The organism is Streptomyces sp. NPDC028991 (genome assembly GCF_055564775.1).
Window position 1 is genome coordinate 17,324 of record NZ_JBVHVP010000020.1, and the last position, 17,308, is coordinate 34,631.

Genomic DNA, 17,308 nt, shown 5'->3' on the forward strand with positions numbered 1-17,308 from the left:
AGATCTGCTGTCGCCCGCCGCCACGCGCGCGTACGCAACGGCGTACGCGAACGGCGCCGACGACTGCTGTCGACCCTACCGGGGTCGCGCGTCCGTCGCGGTACGGACTCAGATGCCGACCTTGATGCGCGAGAAGCGCTTCAGGGTGACACCGGCCTCGTCCAGCACCTTCTGGACGGACTTCTTGTTGTCGAGCGCGTAGGGCTGGCCCAGCAGCGTGGCGTCCTTGAAGAAGCCGTTGAGGCGACCCTCGACGATCTTCGGCAGGGCGGCCTCGGGCTTGCCCTCGGCGCGGGTGGTCTCCTCGGCGACGCGGCGCTCGGACTCGACGACCTCGGCCGGGACGTCCTCCTTGGAGAGGTACTTCGGCGCGAAGGCGGCGATGTGCTGGGCGACGCCCTTGGCGATCTCGGCGTTCGGCTTGTCCAGCTCGACGAGGACACCGATCTGCGGGGGCAGGTCGGGCATCGTACGGTGCATGTACGCGGTCACGAAGCCGCCGGAGAACTGCGCGAAGCGGTCCAGGACGATCTTCTCGCCGAGGTTGGCGTTGGCCTCGTCCACGTACGCCTGGACGGTCTTGCCGGGCTCGATCTCGGAGGCGAGCAGGGCCTCGAGGTCGGCCGGGGCGGCCTTGGCGACGTGCTCGGCGATGGCCTTGGCGACGTTCTGGAACTTGTCGCCCTTGGCGACGAAGTCCGTCTCGCACTTCAGCTCGACGAGGACACCCGAGGTGTTGTCGTCGGCGATGATCGAGACGACGGCGCCGTTCTCGGCAGAGCGGCCCTCGCGCTTGGCGACGCCCTTCTGACCCTTGATGCGGAGCGCCTCGACGGCCTTCTCGACGCTGCCGTCGGCCTCGTCCAGCGCCTTCTTGCAGTCCATCATGCCGGCGCCGGTCAGCTCACGAAGCTTCTTGACGTCGGCGGCGGTGTAGTTCGCCATGAGTCTGTGAATCTTTCTGGAAGTCTGGAAGATCGAAGATCTGCGGGATCACGGACCTGCATGGAGCTGCAGGTCCGTGATCTTCCACCGACCTACGGGTGAACGGCGGGAGCGGTTTCGATGTCACCGCTCCCGCCGTCGACGCCGACGGGACGGTCAGGCCTGCTCGCCCTCGGCGGCCGGAGCAGCCTCGGCAGCCGGAGCCTCGGCGGGGGCGGCCTCGGCGGGGGCAGCCTCGGCAGCCGGAGCCTCGGCGGCGGGGGCCTCGGCGGGGGCAGCCTCGGCGGCCGGAGCCTCGGCGGGCTTCTCGGCGGTCTCGGCGTCGGCCTTCTTCTCGGCCTTCTCGCCCTCGAGCAGGTCGCGCTCCCAGGCGGCGAGCGGCTCGCCGGCGGCCTTGTCGCCCTTGTCACCGGCGGCGGCGCCGGAGCGGGCGATGAGGCCCTCGGCGACGGCGTCGGCGATCACGCGGGTGAGCAGGGTGACGGAGCGGATCGCGTCGTCGTTGCCCGGGATCTTGTAGTCGACCTCGTCGGGGTCGCAGTTGGTGTCGAGGATGGCGACGACCGGGATGTTGAGCTTCCGGGCCTCGCCGACCGCGATGTGCTCCTTCTTGGTGTCCACGATCCAGACGGCGCTGGGCACCTTGGACATCTCGCGGATACCGCCGAGGGTCTTCTCCAGCTTGGCCTTCTCGCGGGAGAGGACCAGCAGCTCCTTCTTGGTGAGGCCGGAGGCGGCCACGTCCTCGAAGTCGATCTGCTCGAGCTCCTTCAGGCGCTGCAGGCGCTTGTAGACGGTCGAGAAGTTGGTGAGCATGCCGCCCAGCCAGCGCTGGTTGACGTAGGGCATGCCGACGCGGGTGGCCTGCTCGGCGATGGCCTCCTGCGCCTGCTTCTTCGTGCCGACGAACATGACCGTGCCGCCGTGGGCGACGGTCTCCTTGACGAACTCGTAGGCGCGGTCGATGTACGACAGCGACTGGAGCAGGTCGATGATGTAGATGCCGTTGCGCTCCGTGAAGATGAACCGCTTCATCTTCGGGTTCCAACGACGGGTCTGGTGACCGAAGTGGACGCCGCTTTCCAGCAGCTCCCGCATCGTGACGACGGCCATGGCCGTATCTCCTCGAGTTTCTCGGTTGTGCCGCGGAAGCCGGACGGCTCCCGCGCCTGACGCCCGCGATGCGCCTGCCGCTAAGGACCGAGGGGCGCTGACACCAGCCTTGAAGGGCATCGTGCCGGGGCGTGCGAAGTCGACCCGGTGACCCGGATCGCCACCAGAAGTGTACGGGACCGGCGGGGTAGCGGGTGACGCGGCTGCCCACAACCGAGTGGCGGTCCACAGGGCCGGACGGCGGCCGGCCCTGGTGCGGGACGGTTCTCGCATGCGAGCGAGGCGATGTGTGAGTGCGTGTACATGGGTCGTGCTGCTGCTGACCGTCCTGGCCCCGGGGCCGCCGCGAGCGGCGCCGCCGGTGTCACCGGCGTCGGCGTCGGCGTCGGCGTTGACGTCGGCGTCGGCGTCGGCGTCGGCGTCGGCGTCGGCGTCGGCGTCGGCGGTCACGGACACCGGACGGGGTCCGGACCCGACGGTGCCGGCGGTGGCCCGCCACTGGCCGGTCGGCGTCCGGCCCGCGGTCCTGCGGGGCTGGGAGCCCCCGGCGAGCCCGTACGGCCCGGGCCATCGCGGCGTGGACCTCGCGGCGGTGGGCGGGGCCCCGGCCCGGGCGGTGGCGGCGGGGCGGGTGTCGTTCGCGGGGCGGGTGGCGGGCAGGGGCGTCGTCTCGCTGGAACTGACCGGAACGGGTGACCCGCCCCTGCGGACGACCTACGAACCCGTGGCGGTGTCGGTGCGGAAGGGCGACGAGGTGGCGGCGGGCGACGTACTCGGCACGGTGGAACCGACGGGCTCGCACTGCACGGGCTGCCTGCACTGGGGTCTGCTGCGGGGCGACGTCTACCTGAACCCGCTGTCGGTCCTCCCGGCATGGCTGCTCGACGGGGGCCCGTCAAGGCTGCTGCCGGTCCTCGGAGTCCCGCTTCCGCAGGCCGCGGACGGGGCCGCGCCTCCCCCGGTGTCGTGACGACCGGGGGGAACCGCCATGAGCGGCGGGGCGGCCCGGGTGCCTCCGCCTCGGGGACGCAGCCGGGGAGCGCACCCCGTAGCGCCGGACCGGACACCCGTTCCCGGCCCGAAGGACCGCATGTGGACGACGAGGCTGTCGACCGCCCTCGCGATCAGCCCCGCACGCCCCGCAACGCCATGGAGACCGCCGCCTCCGTGACGGCCGTCGGCTCCTCCGCCGCCCCCAGCTCGATCCGCCGCACGGCCGCGTCCACGACTCCCTGGAGCAGCATCGCCGCCAGCCGCGGCTGCTCGTGCCCCATCTCCCCCAGCGCCTCGACGATCATCGCGATCAGCCCGCCGTGCGCTGCCCGGATCTTCTCCCGCGCACCGGCGTCCAGCTCGCTCGCCGAGATGGCCACGACGGCCCGGTGGCGACGGTCCCCGACGAGGCCGAGCTGCTTGCGCACATACGCCTCGACCTTGGCCTCGGGGGTCGCCTCGCCTTCCATGGCCGCCTCGACCTCCGCGGCCCAGACCGGGAAGTCGACGGCGCACAGCTCCTCGACGACCGCCGCCCGTGACCGGAAGTACTCGTAGACGGACGACCGGGCGAGGCCGGTCCGTTCGGCGAGGGCGGGGAAGGTCAGCGCCTCCGTTCCGCCGTCGGACAGCAGGGAGCGTGCCGCGTCCAGCAGGGCGGCACGCTGCATCGACCGGTGCTCGGCCACGGAGGCCGCTCGAATCCTTGGCACGCCCCCACTTTACGGACGCGCCGGCCCGTACGGGAGTCACCCACCCGACCGCACGACAGCCGTCCGGGTCACCACAGGGGTCGGCTCCACTTCACAAGACCTGGTCAGCGGCCGAATCCCGCCAGCTTGGCACGCAGTTGCAACACCGACTTGGTGTGGATCTGGCTGACCCGGCTCTCCGTCACGCCCAGCACGTTCCCGATCTCCGCGAGCGTGAGGCCCTCGTAGTAGTAGAGGGTGACGACGGTCTTCTCCCGCTCCGGCAGCGTGTTGATCGCCCGTGCCAGGAAACGCCGCAGCTCCCGGTCCTCGGCGACCTCCACGGGATTGTCGGCGGCGGTGTCCTCCAGCGTGTCCATGAGGCTCAGCCGGTCCCCGCCCTCGCCCCCGGCGTGCAGCAGTTCCTCCAACGCCACCACGTTGGCCAGCGACAACTGGCTGAAGACGGCGTGGAGGTCCTCCACCGCGATCCCCATCTCGACGGCCACCTCGCTCTCCGACGGGGTGCGGCGCAGCCGTGCCTCCAGCGTCGCGTAGGCGCGCTCCACGTTGCGCGCCTTCTGCCGGACCGATCGCGGGATCCAGTCCAGGGCGCGCAGCTCGTCGATCATCGCACCCCGGATCCGGGTGATCGCGTACGTCTCGAACTTGATCTCGCGGTCGACGTCGAACTTCTCGATCGCGTCGATCAGTCCGAACACCCCCGAGGAGACGAAGTCGGCCTGCTCGACGTTGGGCGGCAGTCCCACACTCACCCGGCCCGCCACGTATTTCACGAGGGGCGAGTAGTGCAGGATCAGCTGTTCCCGCAGCCGCTCGTCCCCCGTCGCCTTGTACGACCGCCACAGCTCGTCGAGCGTCGAGGGGGCGGGCGGTCGCACGCTGCCACCGTCGCGGGCGGCTGGGGGGATCGCCGCCCGGTCGGACCCGGAGGTGTGCTGGGGCATTCGTCGCCTTGTGCCGTTCTGCCGTGATGTTGGTGTGCCTGGGTGAGGCCGCCGGTCTGCTGTCTGCGTGGGGGTCCTCGTGAGCGTAGCGTGACTGGACTGTCGCGGTGTGCGAAGAGCGGAGCGGGCCCGTACGCAGATACGTTCCGCTGAACGCTCTACAGGGGAGACGATGGTCGCTCTGCGTGATCACTCGAATACCCCAACTGCCAGAATTCCCAAGGGTGTCGGGGTTCCCCCGGACGGCCGAACACACTGGGTCAGCACGGGCTTTCGCCGCCGCGGACCGAGATCATCGCCTGGCGTGTCAACTTCCAGCCGTCGCCGTGTCGTTCGACGTAACCAAGCGCTCGAAGCTCGTACAGCCTCGCGATCGCGTCGTCCTCCGTGGTCTGCGCGCGGCGCGCCACCTCGGCCGGTGCCACCGCTCCGCGTGCGGGGAGCCCGGCCAGCACCTGGCGGGTGCGGGATTCCAGCAGGTCGGTGGGGAGCACCGGCCCACGCCGGTCCGGGGGCAGCTCGCCCATGTCGCCGACCAGTTCGACGACCTCGGCGGCGTCACCGACCAGCACCGCGCCGCCGCGCAGCAGTTCGTGCACCCCCGCGGACAGGGCGCTGGTGGCCGGCCCGGGCACGCCCATCGTGTGCCGGCCAAGGCGCTGGGCCGCCCGGGCCGTGACCAGCGAGCCGCTGCGGTATGCGGCCTCGACGACGACCGTGCCCCGAGTGAGCGCGGCGATCACGCGGTTGCGCAGGATGAACCTGCTCGGCGTCGGATGATCGCCCGGTGGCAGCTCCCCGACGACCAGTCCCTGTTCCGCGATCCTGGTGATCAGCCCGGTGTGCCCGGGCGGGTAGGGCCGGTCGACCCCGCAGGCGAGGACGGCCGCGGTGGCACCGCCCGCCCCCAGGGCGCCCCGGTGGGCCGCGCCGTCGACCCCGTAGGCACCGCCGGAGACCACGACCCAGCCGCGTTCGGCGAGCCCGGCGGCGAGAGTGGCCGCCATGTGGGCGCCGTACTCGGTGCAGGCGCGGGCGCCGACGACGGCCACCGACCGCAGCGCCCACATGCGCAGACTGGGCCCGCCGCGCACCCACAGCCCGAGGGGCCTGGCGTCCCCGAGGTCGTCGAGCTGCCGCGGCCACTCGGCCGACCCGGGGGTCACGAACCGCACCCCGGCCGCCCGAGCGACGGCGAGATCCCGGCGCGGCTCGGCCCGGCCCGCCCGGGCACACAGCCCGGCCCACCGCTTCTCGCTCACCCCCGGCAGGGCACGTCCGCCCTCACGCAGCCGCCGCACCACGTCGGCGAGGCCGCGCTCCCGCACCCACCGTCCACCGGTCTCGTCACCGGGTTCGATGACCCGGGTGAGGAAGACCCGGCCGAGCAACGCGTCGTCGTCCGCCTGTCCGCCCGGCACCTCGCCGTTGCCGCCGGCCGGGTCGGAACGACCGGCCGGGGCGCCGCGCCGGCTCACGGCGCCGCCCATGAGGACGGTGCCGCCCCGCAAGACGGCGCCTTCCCGCACAGCCGCCTCGTCCCCGGCAAGGGCGTCGCTCCCGGCCGCGACGGCCTCGCTGAGGGCGGTCTCGTCCCCGGCCGCGGCAGCCTCCCCGGAGGCAGGGGCGTCCCCGGTCGCGAAGTCGCCGCCCGAGCAGCCGGTGTCACCCACCGGCAGGACGTCGCCCCGGGCAGCAGCGTCACCCGCGGACGCCGCGTCGTCGCAGGACACGGCGCTGTCGTAGAACTCGGCGCTGTCGCGGGAATCGGCGTCGTCCATGAGCACGGCGTCGTCCGCGACCGGATCGCCGGTCCTGGCGACGGCGCGGTCCCCGGGCATGTCGCCGTCCCCGCTCACGTCAGCGCTCCAAGGACCATGGGGGCGCCCCTCGGCACGCCCGTGCGCAGTTGCAGCGCGAGGGCGACGTCGTCCGCGTCGGGCCGGTCGTGGCCGACGAGATCGGCGACGGTCCAGGCGACGCGCAGGACACGGTCGAAGCCTCGGGCGGTGAGGACGCCCCTTTCCAGGCTGCGTTCCGCGTCCTCCAGCGCGCCGGGCGCCGCGTACCAGCGGCTGCGAAGCTCCCGGCCGGGCACCTCGCTGTTGGACAGCCACGGGGTGCCCGCGAGGCGCGCGGCCGCCCGGTCCCGGGCCGCCCGCACTCGGTCGGCGACCGTCGCGGTGGTGTCGCCCCGGGTGCCGTCCCCGGCCAGCTGGCCGCGCGTGACGCGGTCCACCTCGACGCGGAGGTCGACGCGGTCGAGCAGCGGGCCGGACAGCCTGGCCTGGTAGCGGCGGATCGCCGAGGGCGGGCATTCGCACAGCTCCTCCTTCCGCGAGAACCGCCCGCAGGGACAGGGGTTGGCCGCGAGCACCATCAGGAACCGTGCCGGGAACCGCACCACCCCCGCGCTGCGCGCGATGACCACGTGTCCGGCCTCGAGCGGCTGGCGCAGGGCGTCCAGGGCATGGCTGCTGAATTCCGGGGTCTCGTCCAGGAACAGGACGCCTCGATGTGCCAGCGAGACGGCTCCCGGCCGCCCGATGCCGGGGCCTCCCCCGACGAGGGCCTGCATCGTGGCGGAGTGGTGCGGTGCGCAGTAGGGGGCGACGTCGATCAGCGGCTTGCCGGGCGGCAGCAGACCAGCCACCGAGTGCACCGCGGTGACTTCCAGCGACTCCGTCCGGCAGAGCCGGGGCAGGATGGCGGGCAGGCGCTCGGCGAGCATGGTCTTTCCGGCGCCGGGCGGCCCCTCGAGGAACAGGTGGTGGCCGCCCGCCGCGGCGACCTCGACCGCGGTGCGCGCCGATGTCTGGCCCACGACGTCGGCGAGGTCGGTGTCGTGTGGGTGCTGCGCCGCCCCCATGCTGTGCATCCCGGTGGCGGCGCCCGTACCGGGCATGCGCAGGCCGGCGAGGAGCGGGTCGGGCCGGCCCTGCTGGTCCGGTTCCTCGTCCGGCACCGGCTCGTCGGCGAGGACGGCGATCAGCTGGCGCAGGCTGCGTACGCCGAGTACCGACACGTCGGGCACCAGGGACGCCTCGGCAGCGGCGCACTCCGGGACGACCACCTGTTCGTAGCCGGCCTCCGCCGCGGCCAGTACCGCCGGCAGGATTCCGCGCACGGGCCGGACCCGTCCGTCCAGGCCCAGCTCCCCGATCATCACGATGTCGGCGAGCACGCGGGGATCGATGCGCTCGGCGGCGCCGAGGACCGCGGCGGCGACGGCGAGATCGAACCCGCTGCCGCTCTTCGGCACCGACGCCGGGCTGAGTCCCACCGTCAGCTTCTTCTGCGGCCACTCGGCACCCGAGTTGACCACCGCGGCCCGCACTCGGTCCCGGCTCTCGGTAAGGCTCTTGTCCGGCAGCCCCACCAGCGTGAACGCGGCCACGCCCGGTTCGAGGTCGGCCTGGACCTCGACCACCACGCCCTCGACGCCGGCGAGCGCGACGGAGCACGTACGCGCGAACCCCATCACGCCACCCCCCGCGCGTGCTCGATCACGGGGGCGCCGCGCCGCGGGAGGAGGACACCGACCAGGTCGATGCGGACTCCGCCGGGCGGAGCCCCTCCGTGGGTCTGGATCCAGCGCTCGGCGAGCCGCCGCAGCCGCTCCACCTTCTCGGGGCTCACCGCGGCCATCGGGTGCTCGAAGGAGCCGCCCCCGCGCGTCTTGACCTCGCAGACGACCAGGACGTCCCCGTCCCGGGCCACGATGTCGATCTCGCCGGTCCTGCCGCAGCGCCAGTTGCGCTCCAGGACCGTCATGCCGGCCCCGGACAGCCGGCGGGCGGCGAGTGTCTCGCCGTACCTGCCCATCGCACCTCGTGCGTTCATGTCGGCACCACCTCCGGCGCCAACGATGAGGGCAGCTCAGCGAGCTATTGGATCTTGGTGGAATGTCGGACGGCTGTGGACAACCTTGTCACCCACACGAGTGAGACTCCCGGCCGGTCAGCCGCTGGGAAGCTCGAGGTCGCTCTTGTTCAGCTCCTCGATGTTCACGTCCTTGAACGTCAACACCCGCACCTGCTTCACGAACCGGGCCGGCCGGTACATGTCCCACACCCAGGCATCGGCCATGGACACCTCGAAGAACACCTCACCCTGGACCGAGTGCACCTGCATCTCGTAGTCGTTGGTGAGGTAGAAGCGCCGCTCGGTCTCGATCACGTATTTGAACAGACCGACGACATCGCGGTACTCCCGGTAGAGCTTGAGCTCCATCTCGGTCTCGTACTTCTCGAGGTCCTCGGCGCTCATGGCATGTTCCCCTTCAGCCGTGCGGTCCCCCCATTGTGCGCCAGTCCCGTGAGCCCCTAGACGATTTCGGTGTCCAGGGTCACCGGCCCGGCCGGAGGACCGTCGTCGAGCAGCCTGCGCAGCAGCTCGGCGAGTCTGGTCGGATACACCGTCTCATGTGCCCGGGTCAGTTCCTGACACGTCCACCAGCGCGCTCCGGCGACACTGCGCCGCTCCAACTCGGTCAGCCCCGCTGCCTCGGTCGCGGTCTGGGCCGTACGGGCCAGGTAGTACCACTCGTCCTGGTCCCAGCGTCGGCCGGCGAAGGGGAAGGAGCACCTGCGCCGCCACAGCACCGGGCCGAGTTCGATGTCGGCGATGCCGGTCTCCTCGACGAGTTCCCGCCGTGCGGCCTGCTCACGGGTCTCGTCGCCCTCCACACCGCCGCCCGGGGTGAACCACCAGTCGTCGGCCGGATCGTCCGGTTCGTGACCGTGCAGCAGCAGGATGCGGTCGTCGGGATCGAGCAGCACCACCCTGGCGACCCTGCGCAGCCCGCCCTCGTGGGAGTCCCGACCGGCCCGGGTCGCCTCAGCGGACACCGGTGGGCCCCGTTCCGGTCCGGGCGCGGGAGGCGGCGGCCCGCTTGGCGAAGGGGCCGTAGGCGGCACCGCCGAGGATCAGCACGGACCCGGCGATCACCAGCACGACGACCGTCCGCAGCGGGCCCGGGGAGGAGAGCCCACCGAGCACCTCGAAGCCGGTCGGCCGCTCCAGCATGCCGTTCATGGGCCAGACCACGGCGTCGACGCGGGCGTCCACGGCACCGCGCGACACGGTGCCGCCGGCGGCGTCGGTGAGGTGGGCGGTGGAGTCCACGGAGTTGTCCCGCTCGTCGCCGAGCAGGAACAGGCGGCCCTCGGGCACGGTCACGGTCGGGAAGTTGCCGAGCCCGGCCGGCGTATCGTCGGGCAGGTAGGGCTCGTCGACGATCTTGCCGTTGACCTTCAGCCCGCCCTCCCGGCAGCAGGAGACGGTGTCCCCGCCGACCGCGACCACGCGCTTGACCATCGGGGCGTCGGCCCAGGTCGCGTCCTTGAAGACGACGACGTCGCCACGGCGGACATCGGCGCCGTCGATGCGCTGCGCCAGCACCCGGTCACCGGCGTCGATGGACGGCGTCATCGAACTGGTCGGCACGGTGTAGGGCCGGTAGACCACCGCACCCCAGGCGAAGCCGCCGAGGAACAGCACGAGACCGAGCGCCACGGCCAGCCCGGACAGCCGCTGCCCGGTCCGGCTGCCCGCCGGGCCCTTGTTCGCGCCGCCGCCACGCGGGGCCGTACGTGTCGTGCTCTCGCCACCCATGGATCCGCACCTTACCCGGCGGTACCCGAACGGGGCAGCCCCTCCCGGCGTGCGGGAGGGGCTGGGAGGGGTCGGGTCGCCTGGCGACGGTGGACGGCGCGGGGGCCGCGCGGCTCAGCGGGTCTCGGCGGGGGTGACGCGCCTGCGGCGCCACCACACGACCGGGACGACTCCCGCGAGGGCCAGGCCCTGGGGCGCGACCGACAGCCCGGCGGCGGCCGACGACTGGGCCTGCAGACCGTCCTGGTCGAAGGTCTCCGGGACCGGCAGGGTGTCCCACCGGTTCATCGGCCAGGCGATCACGATGGCGCGGCCGACGACCTCCTTGACCGGGACCATGCCGCCGTGCCGGTCCGACTGGTTGTAGCGGGAGTCCCGGGAGTTCTGCCGGTGGTCGCCCATGACCCAGAGGGAGCCCTCGGGGACCTTGACCTTGAACTGGCCGCCCTGGTCGTCGACGCTGCACGGTGTGTTGCCGGGGTAGATGTAGTCCTGCTCGTTCAGCGCCTTGCCGTTGACCTTGAGCGGGCCGGTGCCCTTGCACTCGACGGTGTCGCCGCCGACCCCGATGACGCGCTTGATCAGGTCCTTCTCGTCCGCGGAGGGCATCAGGCCGATCCAGCTGAGGACCGTCTGCAACGCGTTCGGGTCGGGCGTCGGCTCGCCCGCCAGCCAGTCGTCCGGGTCGTGGAAGACGACGATCTCGCCTCGCTCGGGCTCGGAGCCGAACCATGGGGTGAGCTTGTCGACGAGGACCCGGTCATTGATCGTGAGGGTGTTCTGCATCGAGGCCGACGGGATCGAGAACGCCTGTACCAGGAACGTCTTGATCAGCAGCGCGAGCACCAGCGCGATGCCGATCAGGATCGGCAGCTCCTTCCAGAAGGAGCGCTGCTTCTTGGCCGCGGGGGGTGCCGCCGGGGGCGTGCCGCCCACTCCCTCGTCCTGGGTCCCGCTCTGTTCGTCCGTCACCCTGCCGTCCTCGGTCCCGGAGTCGTGCCCGGAGTCCGGGGCGCCGTCCGCGGCCGGGCCGGCTGTCCCCACGGGGCGTCCGCGGTTCTCCTCGCCGTCGTGTCCGGACCGTGCGCCAACCGCCACATCCCCCACGCCAACTCCTTACTCTCTGCCGCCGCCTGCGCCGTAGACGGTGCAAGCCCACCACTCCCATAACGAGCGGGAGTTCCGCAGGGCTCGGGAGTTGAATCATCGTGTCTGGATCGTAGGGGGCAACCCTATGCGACAGTCGCGGAGCGGCGGCCGAACCGGGCGCCGAGTCGGACACGGACGCGTACGTTCTCGGTTCGTCCAGAGTGGTCCAGTGGCCGAACGGCCAGGCGATCACCATGGCCCGCCCCACCACCTCGTCCTCGGAGACGGTGCCGAAGTCGGTCTCCTGGTGGGCGCGGGAGTCGGCGGAGTTGGACCGGTGGTCGCCCATCACCCACAGCCGTCCCTCGGGGACCGTGACGTCGAACGGCGTCTTGGAGGGCCTGTCACCGGGATACAGGTAGTCCTCGGTCAGGGGAACGCCGTTGACGGTGACCCGTCCCTGGGTGTCGCAGCACGTGACCCGGTCCCCGCCCACACCGACGACCCGCTTGATGAGGTCCTTCTCGTCGTCGGAGGGCAGCAGGCCGATGAAGGCGAGGCCCTCCTTGACCTGCTTGATGACGACGGGGTCGTCCTTCTTGGCGGTCTGCTCGCCCTGGAGCCAGCCGCCGGGATCGCGGAAGACGACGACGTCCCCGCGCTGCGGCTCGGAGCCGAACCACGGGGTGAGCTTGTCCACCAGGACCCGGTCACCGATCTGGATCGTCTGCTCCATGGAGCCCGACGGGATCACGAACGCCTGGACGAAGAAGGTCTTCAGCACCAGCGCTATGAGGACGGCGACGCCGATGAGGAGCGGTACCTCCTTGACCGCGCCGCGCCTGCGGCGGCGCTTGACCTTGCGCTGCAGCTTGCGCCGCTCGGCGCGGGACCGGCCGCCGGACGGCGCGGAGGTGCGCCGCGAGCCGGTGGGCAGCAGGTTGTCCGCGGGGCTGCTGGGCGCCCCGCGCGGTTTTCCCCGGCTACCCATCGGCACCCTCTGACCGGCGCGCCTCACCGGCCGGTTCGCCGGCTTCCGTGTCCGGCACGCGTGCGTAGGCGTCCGGACGGTCGAGGTGGGTGGCGTGACCGAAGGGCCAGACGATCCAGTCGGCGCGGCCGATCACCTCACCCACCGGGACCATGCCGCCACCGGGCGAACCCAGGTGGTCGCGGGAGTCGCTGGAGTCGGCCCGGTGGTCGCCGAGGACGAACAGGGTGCCGTCGGGGACGACGACGTCGAAGGGCACCGCGGACGGGCGGTCGCCGGGGTACAGGAACGCCGACTCGTCGACCCATTGGCCGTTCACCTGGACCCTCCCCTGCTCGTCACAGCACACCACGTGGTCCCCGCCCACACCGACAACGCGTTTGATGTAGTCGCCGTGCCCGAAGAGCCCGGTGCCGTCGAAGACGACGATGTCGCCCCGCTGCGGCCGGTCATCGAAACGGTACGCCAACTTGTTTACGAGAACCCGGTCGCCGATCCTCAATCCGCGTTCCATGGATCCGCTGGGAATCTGGAACGGCTGCAGGACGAACGTACTGAGGAGCAGCAGGAACAGCAGCAGGGTCAGGAGGGTCACGGTGATCCGGCCGCCCGGCACCCAGTCCGTGATCCACCCCGCGAACGCGGAACGCGACCGTTCCTCCGGACCCTCCGGATCCGAGGGCTGCTCGGAATCGGAAGGGCGGGAGGAGCGGTCGCGCTCCGTGGGCTGTGCTTCGGTGTCCATCGGGGCCAGATGCTATCCGGCCCCGGTGGGACCTCGGAGGGCGCTCAGCTCTCGCGCTTCTCCTTGATCTTCGCCGCCTTGCCGCGCAGCTCACGCAGGTAGTACAGCTTGGCGCGACGGACGTCACCGCGGGTGACGAGCTCGATCTTCTCCACGATCGGGGTGTGCACCGGGAAGGTGCGCTCGACGCCGACGGAGAAGGAGACCTTGCGGACCGTGAAGGTCTCGCGCACGCCGGCGCCCTGGCGGCGGATGACCACGCCCTTGAACTGCTGCACACGGGAGCGGTTGCCCTCGATGACGCGGACGTGGACGTTGACGGTGTCGCCGGGGCGGAAGGCCGGGACGTCGCTGCGCAGCGACGCGGAGTCGACGGAGTCGAGCAGGTGAGACATTTCGTCTGCTTTCCTCGCTGATGCCACAGGTCATCAACGGAAACTAGGTGTTTCGGAATCTGGGATGTGCGGGTCGGGACGGGCGTCGTGTCCCCCTGTGGCAGGGGCGCGCTCCGGACGGACGCACAACAGCGCCCTATTCTTCCATGCCCGGCGTCCTGCGCCAAAATCGGCCGTACGGCTCCCCGTCCGGGTCGGGTTCCCAGCCGAGGATGGAGAGCATCTCGCGGTCCTTCTTGTCGAAGGCCTCGGGGTCACACCGTTCGATCAGGTCGGGCCGGTTGGCCGTCGTGCGCCGCAGGGCCTCGTCGCGGCGCCAGCGGGCGATCTTCCCGTGGTGGCCGCTGAGCAGCACCTCCGGAATACCACGGCCGCGCCACTGCGGCGGCTTGGTGTGGACGGGGCCCTCCAGCAGGTTTGCCATGGCGCCGGGAGCGAAGGAGTCGTCGCGGTGGGACTCGGCGTTGCCGAGGACGCCGGGCAGCAGCCGCGCGACGGCCTCGGTGACGACGAGTACGGCCGCCTCGCCGCCGGCGAGGACGTAGTCGCCGATGGACACCTCGTACACGGGCATCCGGGTCGCGTACTCGTCGATGACGCGGCGGTCGATGCCCTCGTAGCGGGCGGGCGTGAAGATCAGCCAGGGCCGCTCGGAGAGGTGGACGGCGAGTTCCTGGGTGAAGGGCCGCCCGCTGGGGGTGGGCACGATCAGGGCGGGCCCGCCGGAGCCCGCCTCGTAGCCGTCGGCCAGGACGGTGTCCAGGGCGTCGCCCCACGGCCCGGTCTTCATGACCATGCCGGGGCCGCCGCCGTACGGAGTGTCGTCGACGGTGTTGTGCCGGTCGTAGGCCCAGGAGCGCAGGTCGTGCACGTGGACGTCCAGCTGTCCACGCGCGCGGGCCTTGCCGACCAGGGAGACGTTCAGCGGTTCCAGGTACTCGGGGAAGATCGTGACGACGTCGAGCCGCATTACGCCTCTTCTCCCGGGGATTCCTCCGCCGCGTCCACCGGCTCGTCCCGCGAGGAGGCGATCTCCGCGCGGTCGTCGATCAGACCCGGCGGCGGGTCGATGACCGCGCGCTGCTGGTCCAGGTCGATCTCGGTGACGATCTCGGAGACGAACGGCACGTAGACCTCGCTGCCGTCGGGGCGCTCCACCACGAACAGGTCCTGCGTGGGCAGGTGGGAGATCTCGGTGATCCGGCCGACCTCCTCGCCGTCCCCGGTCACCACGTCGAGGTCGATCAGCTGGTGATCGTAGTACTCGTCCTCCTCCTCGGGCCGCTCGTCCGGGTCGACGTCGGCGATCAGGAGGGTGTTGCGCAGCGCCTCGGCGCCGGTGCGGTCGTGGACGCCGACGAAGCGCAGCAGGAGGCGGCCGCTGTGGACCCGGCCGGTCTCGATGGTGAGCGGTCCGGTGGAGGCGGGGTCGGTGGCCAGTACGGCACCGGGGCCGAGCCGCAGCTCCGGCTCGTCGGTGCGGACCTCGACGGTGACCTCGCCCTTGATTCCATGGGCGCGGCCGATACGCGCGACTACCAGCTGCACTGTGCTTGATCTCCTGTCGGGAACTGCGGCGAGCCGGTCACGGCTCATGACGACGCCGGTCACGGCTCATACGACTGCGGGCCGGGGACGGCCCAGTGGCCCTCCCCGGCCCGAGCCGGTGCTGCGTTTGGCGTCAGCGGACGTGATCCACGTCGACGAGGTCGACGCGGACCCCGCGGCCGCCGATGGCGCCCACGACGGTGCGCAGAGCGCGTGCGGTGCGGCCGTTGCGACCGATCACCTTGCCGAGGTCTTCGGGGTGGACCCGGACCTCGAGCACACGCCCGCGGCGCAGGTTGCGCGAGGCGACCTGCACATCGTCAGGATTGTCGACGATGCCCTTCACGAGGTGCTCGAGAGCCTCCTCGAGCATGCTCAGGCCTCGGTCGACTCGGACGCAGCGGCAGCCTCGTCCTTCTTGTCGGCCTTCTTCTTCTGGGTGATCGCCTCACCCTTGCCCTCGTCGTCGCCACCGATCGCCTCGAAGGACGGACGGGCCGACTTCTCGGCCGGCTGCAGCAGCGGCGCCGGGGCGGGCTCGCCCTTGAACTTCTGCCAGTCGCCGGTCTTCTTCAGGATGGCGAGCACGGGCTCGGTCGGCTGGGCGCCGACACGCAGCCAGTACGCGACACGCTCGGCGTCGACCTCCATCACCGACGGGTTGTACGTCGGGTGGTACTTGCCGATCTCCTCGATGGCCCGGCCGTCACGGCGGGTACGGGAGTCGGCGACGACGATGCGGTAGTGAGGCGAACGGATCTTGCCCAGACGCTTCAGCTTGATCTTGACTGCCACGGGAGTGGGTTCTCCTGGTTTTGACGTGATTGGGCACGGCGGATGAGCCGCGTGGGGTTGCGGTACCCGAGTGCCCGATGGACGCGTCAGCCGGAGGAGAGAGGGGTCCTATGCGACTGTCGAGTACAGCTAGCCATTGTGCCACACGCGGGCGGCCCCTTCGGACCGAGGGCGGACCGAAGGGGTGGCGATGGAGGACCGGAGGCGGGCCGAGGGCACGCGCCCGGTCCGACTGCCACGAGCAGCCGGACCGTCAGCTCGCCACCGCGCCGACCACCTCCGGAATCCGGAACGGCTTGCCGCAGCCGCCGCACATGATCGGGGCCTGGGCCAGGACGGACGGTACGACCCGCACGTTGCGTCCGCAGTCGCAGACGGCCTTCACTCGCACCCCTCCCCCGGAGGAGCCGTGGCGGGCGGCCGGACCGCGGAAGCTGCGGGCCGTGTCGGTCGCGGTCGCGGCGGTGTGGGCCTTCAGCGCGCGCTGGAGGCGTTCCATCGTCGGGCGATAGCGTCGCTTCGCCTCGGGGGTGAGCGTGACCAGCGAGAAGCCGCTGCTTGGATGCGGCTCCTCGGGGTGGTCGAGGCCCAACTCCTCCGCGATCGCGAGGAATCGACGGTTGTGATAGCGCCCCGCGCGGGAGGTGTCGCGTACTCCTCGCGCGGCGGCGATGCCGTGGACTGCCTCGTGAAGCAGTCGTTCGAAGGAGAGTTCGTGCCCGCAGGCGGACGACGACTCTCCGATCAGGGACTCGGGCGCGGCAAGATCGGGCAGCTCGGTGTGGTGCCGCTGAATGTCGGCCCACGCCTGCGCCAGCTCTGCGGCGAGAACAGGTGGTGTCGTGCTCACGTAATGACAACGAGCCGGGGTGCCCCTGTGTTCCTATTCCGGGGCATCCCAAATAATTTGCACGTACCCGTCAGTTGCCGCTGATGCGTCCTGACGAGGGCGGGTGCGCTGATCTGCGGAGAAGCCTCACAGCTCATACCAAGCTGGTGCGTAGTCCGACGTACGCGCCGGCGCGTAGCCCCCGTCCACACGCCGGGGGGCGTGGGGCTCGCGGGTGCGCAAGGGGCGTTTCGGCCGCTGTCGTGCCGGAAGGGCGCCACCCGATCGGCTCATCGACGGGCGCGTCGACGCACTCGTCGACGCCCGACGTTACCGGGTGTGCCCCGGGCGTGCGGCACCGCCCCACCCCCCTGCCGCTTCCCGTCACCCCGAGGTGGTCGCCGAGCCCGCCGACCATGGCCGGAACCGCCTCGCCGGCGCCACCGCCACCCGCTGTCATCGCCGAGCGTCACGATCAGGCCATCCGCCGTTGGGACCGGGACGGGGCTACCCGGAGTACCACGCGGCCAGGCCCACGTTGCCGGGAAGTGAAATCTCGCCACCGGGGCGGCGATCGGGCAAACCGTCC

General features: G+C 71.5%; 19 protein-coding genes and 1 pseudogene. 1 reads left to right on the top strand and 19 read right to left on the bottom strand.

All coding sequences use genetic code 11. The features are described from left to right. Nucleotides 1-108: 108 nt before the first annotated feature. Both tsf and rpsB read right to left on the bottom strand, forming a co-directional pair. Nucleotides 109-945, bottom strand: coding sequence for a translation elongation factor Ts (gene tsf, locus ACZ4V1_RS28865; RefSeq protein WP_468341660.1), 837 nt, complete (start codon nucleotides 943-945; stop codon nucleotides 109-111). 156 nt (nucleotides 946-1,101) lie between these two features. Continuing rightward, nucleotides 1,102-2,058, bottom strand: coding sequence for a 30S ribosomal protein S2 (gene rpsB / locus ACZ4V1_RS28870; RefSeq protein ID WP_468341663.1), 957 nt, complete (start codon nucleotides 2,056-2,058; stop codon nucleotides 1,102-1,104). A gap of 271 nt (nucleotides 2,059-2,329) precedes the next feature. Here rpsB and ACZ4V1_RS28875 point away from each other — a divergent pair, with 271 nt between their 5' ends. After that, nucleotides 2,330-3,028: a murein hydrolase activator EnvC family protein gene (locus tag ACZ4V1_RS28875; RefSeq protein WP_468341666.1), complete on the top strand. Its 699-nt coding sequence runs from the start codon at nucleotides 2,330-2,332 to the stop codon at nucleotides 3,026-3,028. A gap of 154 nt (nucleotides 3,029-3,182) precedes the next feature. Here ACZ4V1_RS28875 and ACZ4V1_RS28880 read toward each other — a convergent pair whose 3' ends face one another. From ACZ4V1_RS28880 to ACZ4V1_RS28960, 17 genes and pseudogenes are all read right to left on the bottom strand, one after another. Further along, a complete protein-coding gene (locus ACZ4V1_RS28880; RefSeq protein ID WP_468341813.1) occupies nucleotides 3,183-3,740 on the bottom strand; it encodes a TetR/AcrR family transcriptional regulator in 558 nt (185 codons plus the stop codon). Between the two features lie 128 nt (nucleotides 3,741-3,868). After that, nucleotides 3,869-4,711, bottom strand: coding sequence for an RNA polymerase sigma factor WhiG (whiG, locus tag ACZ4V1_RS28885; protein WP_055421734.1), 843 nt, complete (start codon nucleotides 4,709-4,711; stop codon nucleotides 3,869-3,871). A 260-nt stretch (nucleotides 4,712-4,971) separates the two neighbouring features. Further along, nucleotides 4,972-6,201: a DNA-processing protein DprA gene (dprA, locus tag ACZ4V1_RS28890; protein WP_468341816.1), complete on the bottom strand. Its 1,230-nt coding sequence runs from the start codon at nucleotides 6,199-6,201 to the stop codon at nucleotides 4,972-4,974. 365 nt (nucleotides 6,202-6,566) lie between these two features. Then, entirely contained in the window at nucleotides 6,567-8,192 is a 1,626-nt protein-coding gene (locus ACZ4V1_RS28895; RefSeq protein ID WP_468341670.1) for a YifB family Mg chelatase-like AAA ATPase, read from the bottom strand. Continuing rightward, nucleotides 8,192-8,554, bottom strand: coding sequence for a YraN family protein (locus ACZ4V1_RS28900; protein ID WP_468341673.1), 363 nt, complete (start codon nucleotides 8,552-8,554; stop codon nucleotides 8,192-8,194). Before ACZ4V1_RS28900 ends, ACZ4V1_RS28895 begins: the two co-directional genes overlap by 1 nt. Nucleotides 8,555-8,671: 117 nt before the next feature. After that, nucleotides 8,672-8,980, bottom strand: a complete 309-nt coding sequence (locus tag ACZ4V1_RS28905) for a DUF2469 domain-containing protein (RefSeq protein ID WP_003993268.1) — start codon at nucleotides 8,978-8,980, stop codon at nucleotides 8,672-8,674. A gap of 56 nt (nucleotides 8,981-9,036) precedes the next feature. Then, nucleotides 9,037-9,561, bottom strand: coding sequence for an NUDIX hydrolase (locus ACZ4V1_RS28910; protein ID WP_468341676.1), 525 nt, complete (start codon nucleotides 9,559-9,561; stop codon nucleotides 9,037-9,039). After that, on the bottom strand, nucleotides 9,551-10,327 hold the full coding sequence (gene lepB / locus ACZ4V1_RS28915) for a signal peptidase I (protein WP_468341679.1): 777 nt from the start codon (nucleotides 10,325-10,327) through the stop codon (nucleotides 9,551-9,553). The genes ACZ4V1_RS28910 and lepB (ACZ4V1_RS28915) overlap by 11 nt, the downstream gene beginning before the upstream one ends. 114 nt (nucleotides 10,328-10,441) lie before the next feature. Then, nucleotides 10,442-11,434 (bottom strand): signal peptidase I, encoded by a 993-nt coding sequence (gene lepB, locus ACZ4V1_RS28920; protein WP_468341682.1) that lies wholly within the window; start codon nucleotides 11,432-11,434, stop codon nucleotides 10,442-10,444. Beyond that, nucleotides 11,328-12,407 (bottom strand): annotated as a pseudogene (gene lepB / locus ACZ4V1_RS28925) (signal peptidase I); the annotation flags it as partial. The pseudogene lepB (ACZ4V1_RS28925) and the gene lepB (ACZ4V1_RS28920), both read right to left, overlap by 107 nt. Continuing rightward, a complete protein-coding gene (gene lepB, locus ACZ4V1_RS28930; RefSeq protein ID WP_468341685.1) occupies nucleotides 12,400-13,152 on the bottom strand; it encodes a signal peptidase I in 753 nt (250 codons plus the stop codon). The gene lepB (ACZ4V1_RS28930) and the pseudogene lepB (ACZ4V1_RS28925), both read right to left, overlap by 8 nt. Nucleotides 13,153-13,196: 44 nt before the next feature. Beyond that, complete coding sequence (gene rplS, locus ACZ4V1_RS28935) at nucleotides 13,197-13,547, bottom strand: 50S ribosomal protein L19 (protein WP_389092677.1); 351 nt, start codon at nucleotides 13,545-13,547, stop codon at nucleotides 13,197-13,199. A gap of 136 nt (nucleotides 13,548-13,683) precedes the next feature. Next, on the bottom strand, nucleotides 13,684-14,517 hold the full coding sequence (gene trmD / locus ACZ4V1_RS28940) for a tRNA (guanosine(37)-N1)-methyltransferase TrmD (protein WP_468341688.1): 834 nt from the start codon (nucleotides 14,515-14,517) through the stop codon (nucleotides 13,684-13,686). Then, nucleotides 14,517-15,095: a ribosome maturation factor RimM gene (gene rimM, locus ACZ4V1_RS28945; protein ID WP_468341691.1), complete on the bottom strand. Its 579-nt coding sequence runs from the start codon at nucleotides 15,093-15,095 to the stop codon at nucleotides 14,517-14,519. The genes trmD and rimM overlap by 1 nt, the downstream gene beginning before the upstream one ends. Before the next feature lie 133 nt (nucleotides 15,096-15,228). After that, nucleotides 15,229-15,468, bottom strand: a complete 240-nt coding sequence (locus ACZ4V1_RS28950; RefSeq protein ID WP_009190870.1) for an RNA-binding protein — start codon at nucleotides 15,466-15,468, stop codon at nucleotides 15,229-15,231. 2 nt (nucleotides 15,469-15,470) lie between these two features. Continuing rightward, complete coding sequence (rpsP, locus tag ACZ4V1_RS28955) at nucleotides 15,471-15,890, bottom strand: 30S ribosomal protein S16 (protein WP_055421745.1); 420 nt, start codon at nucleotides 15,888-15,890, stop codon at nucleotides 15,471-15,473. Nucleotides 15,891-16,143: 253 nt separating this feature from the next. Next, nucleotides 16,144-16,740, bottom strand: a complete 597-nt coding sequence (locus tag ACZ4V1_RS28960; RefSeq protein ID WP_468341696.1) for a hypothetical protein — start codon at nucleotides 16,738-16,740, stop codon at nucleotides 16,144-16,146. Between the last annotated feature and the right edge of the window lie 568 nt (nucleotides 16,741-17,308).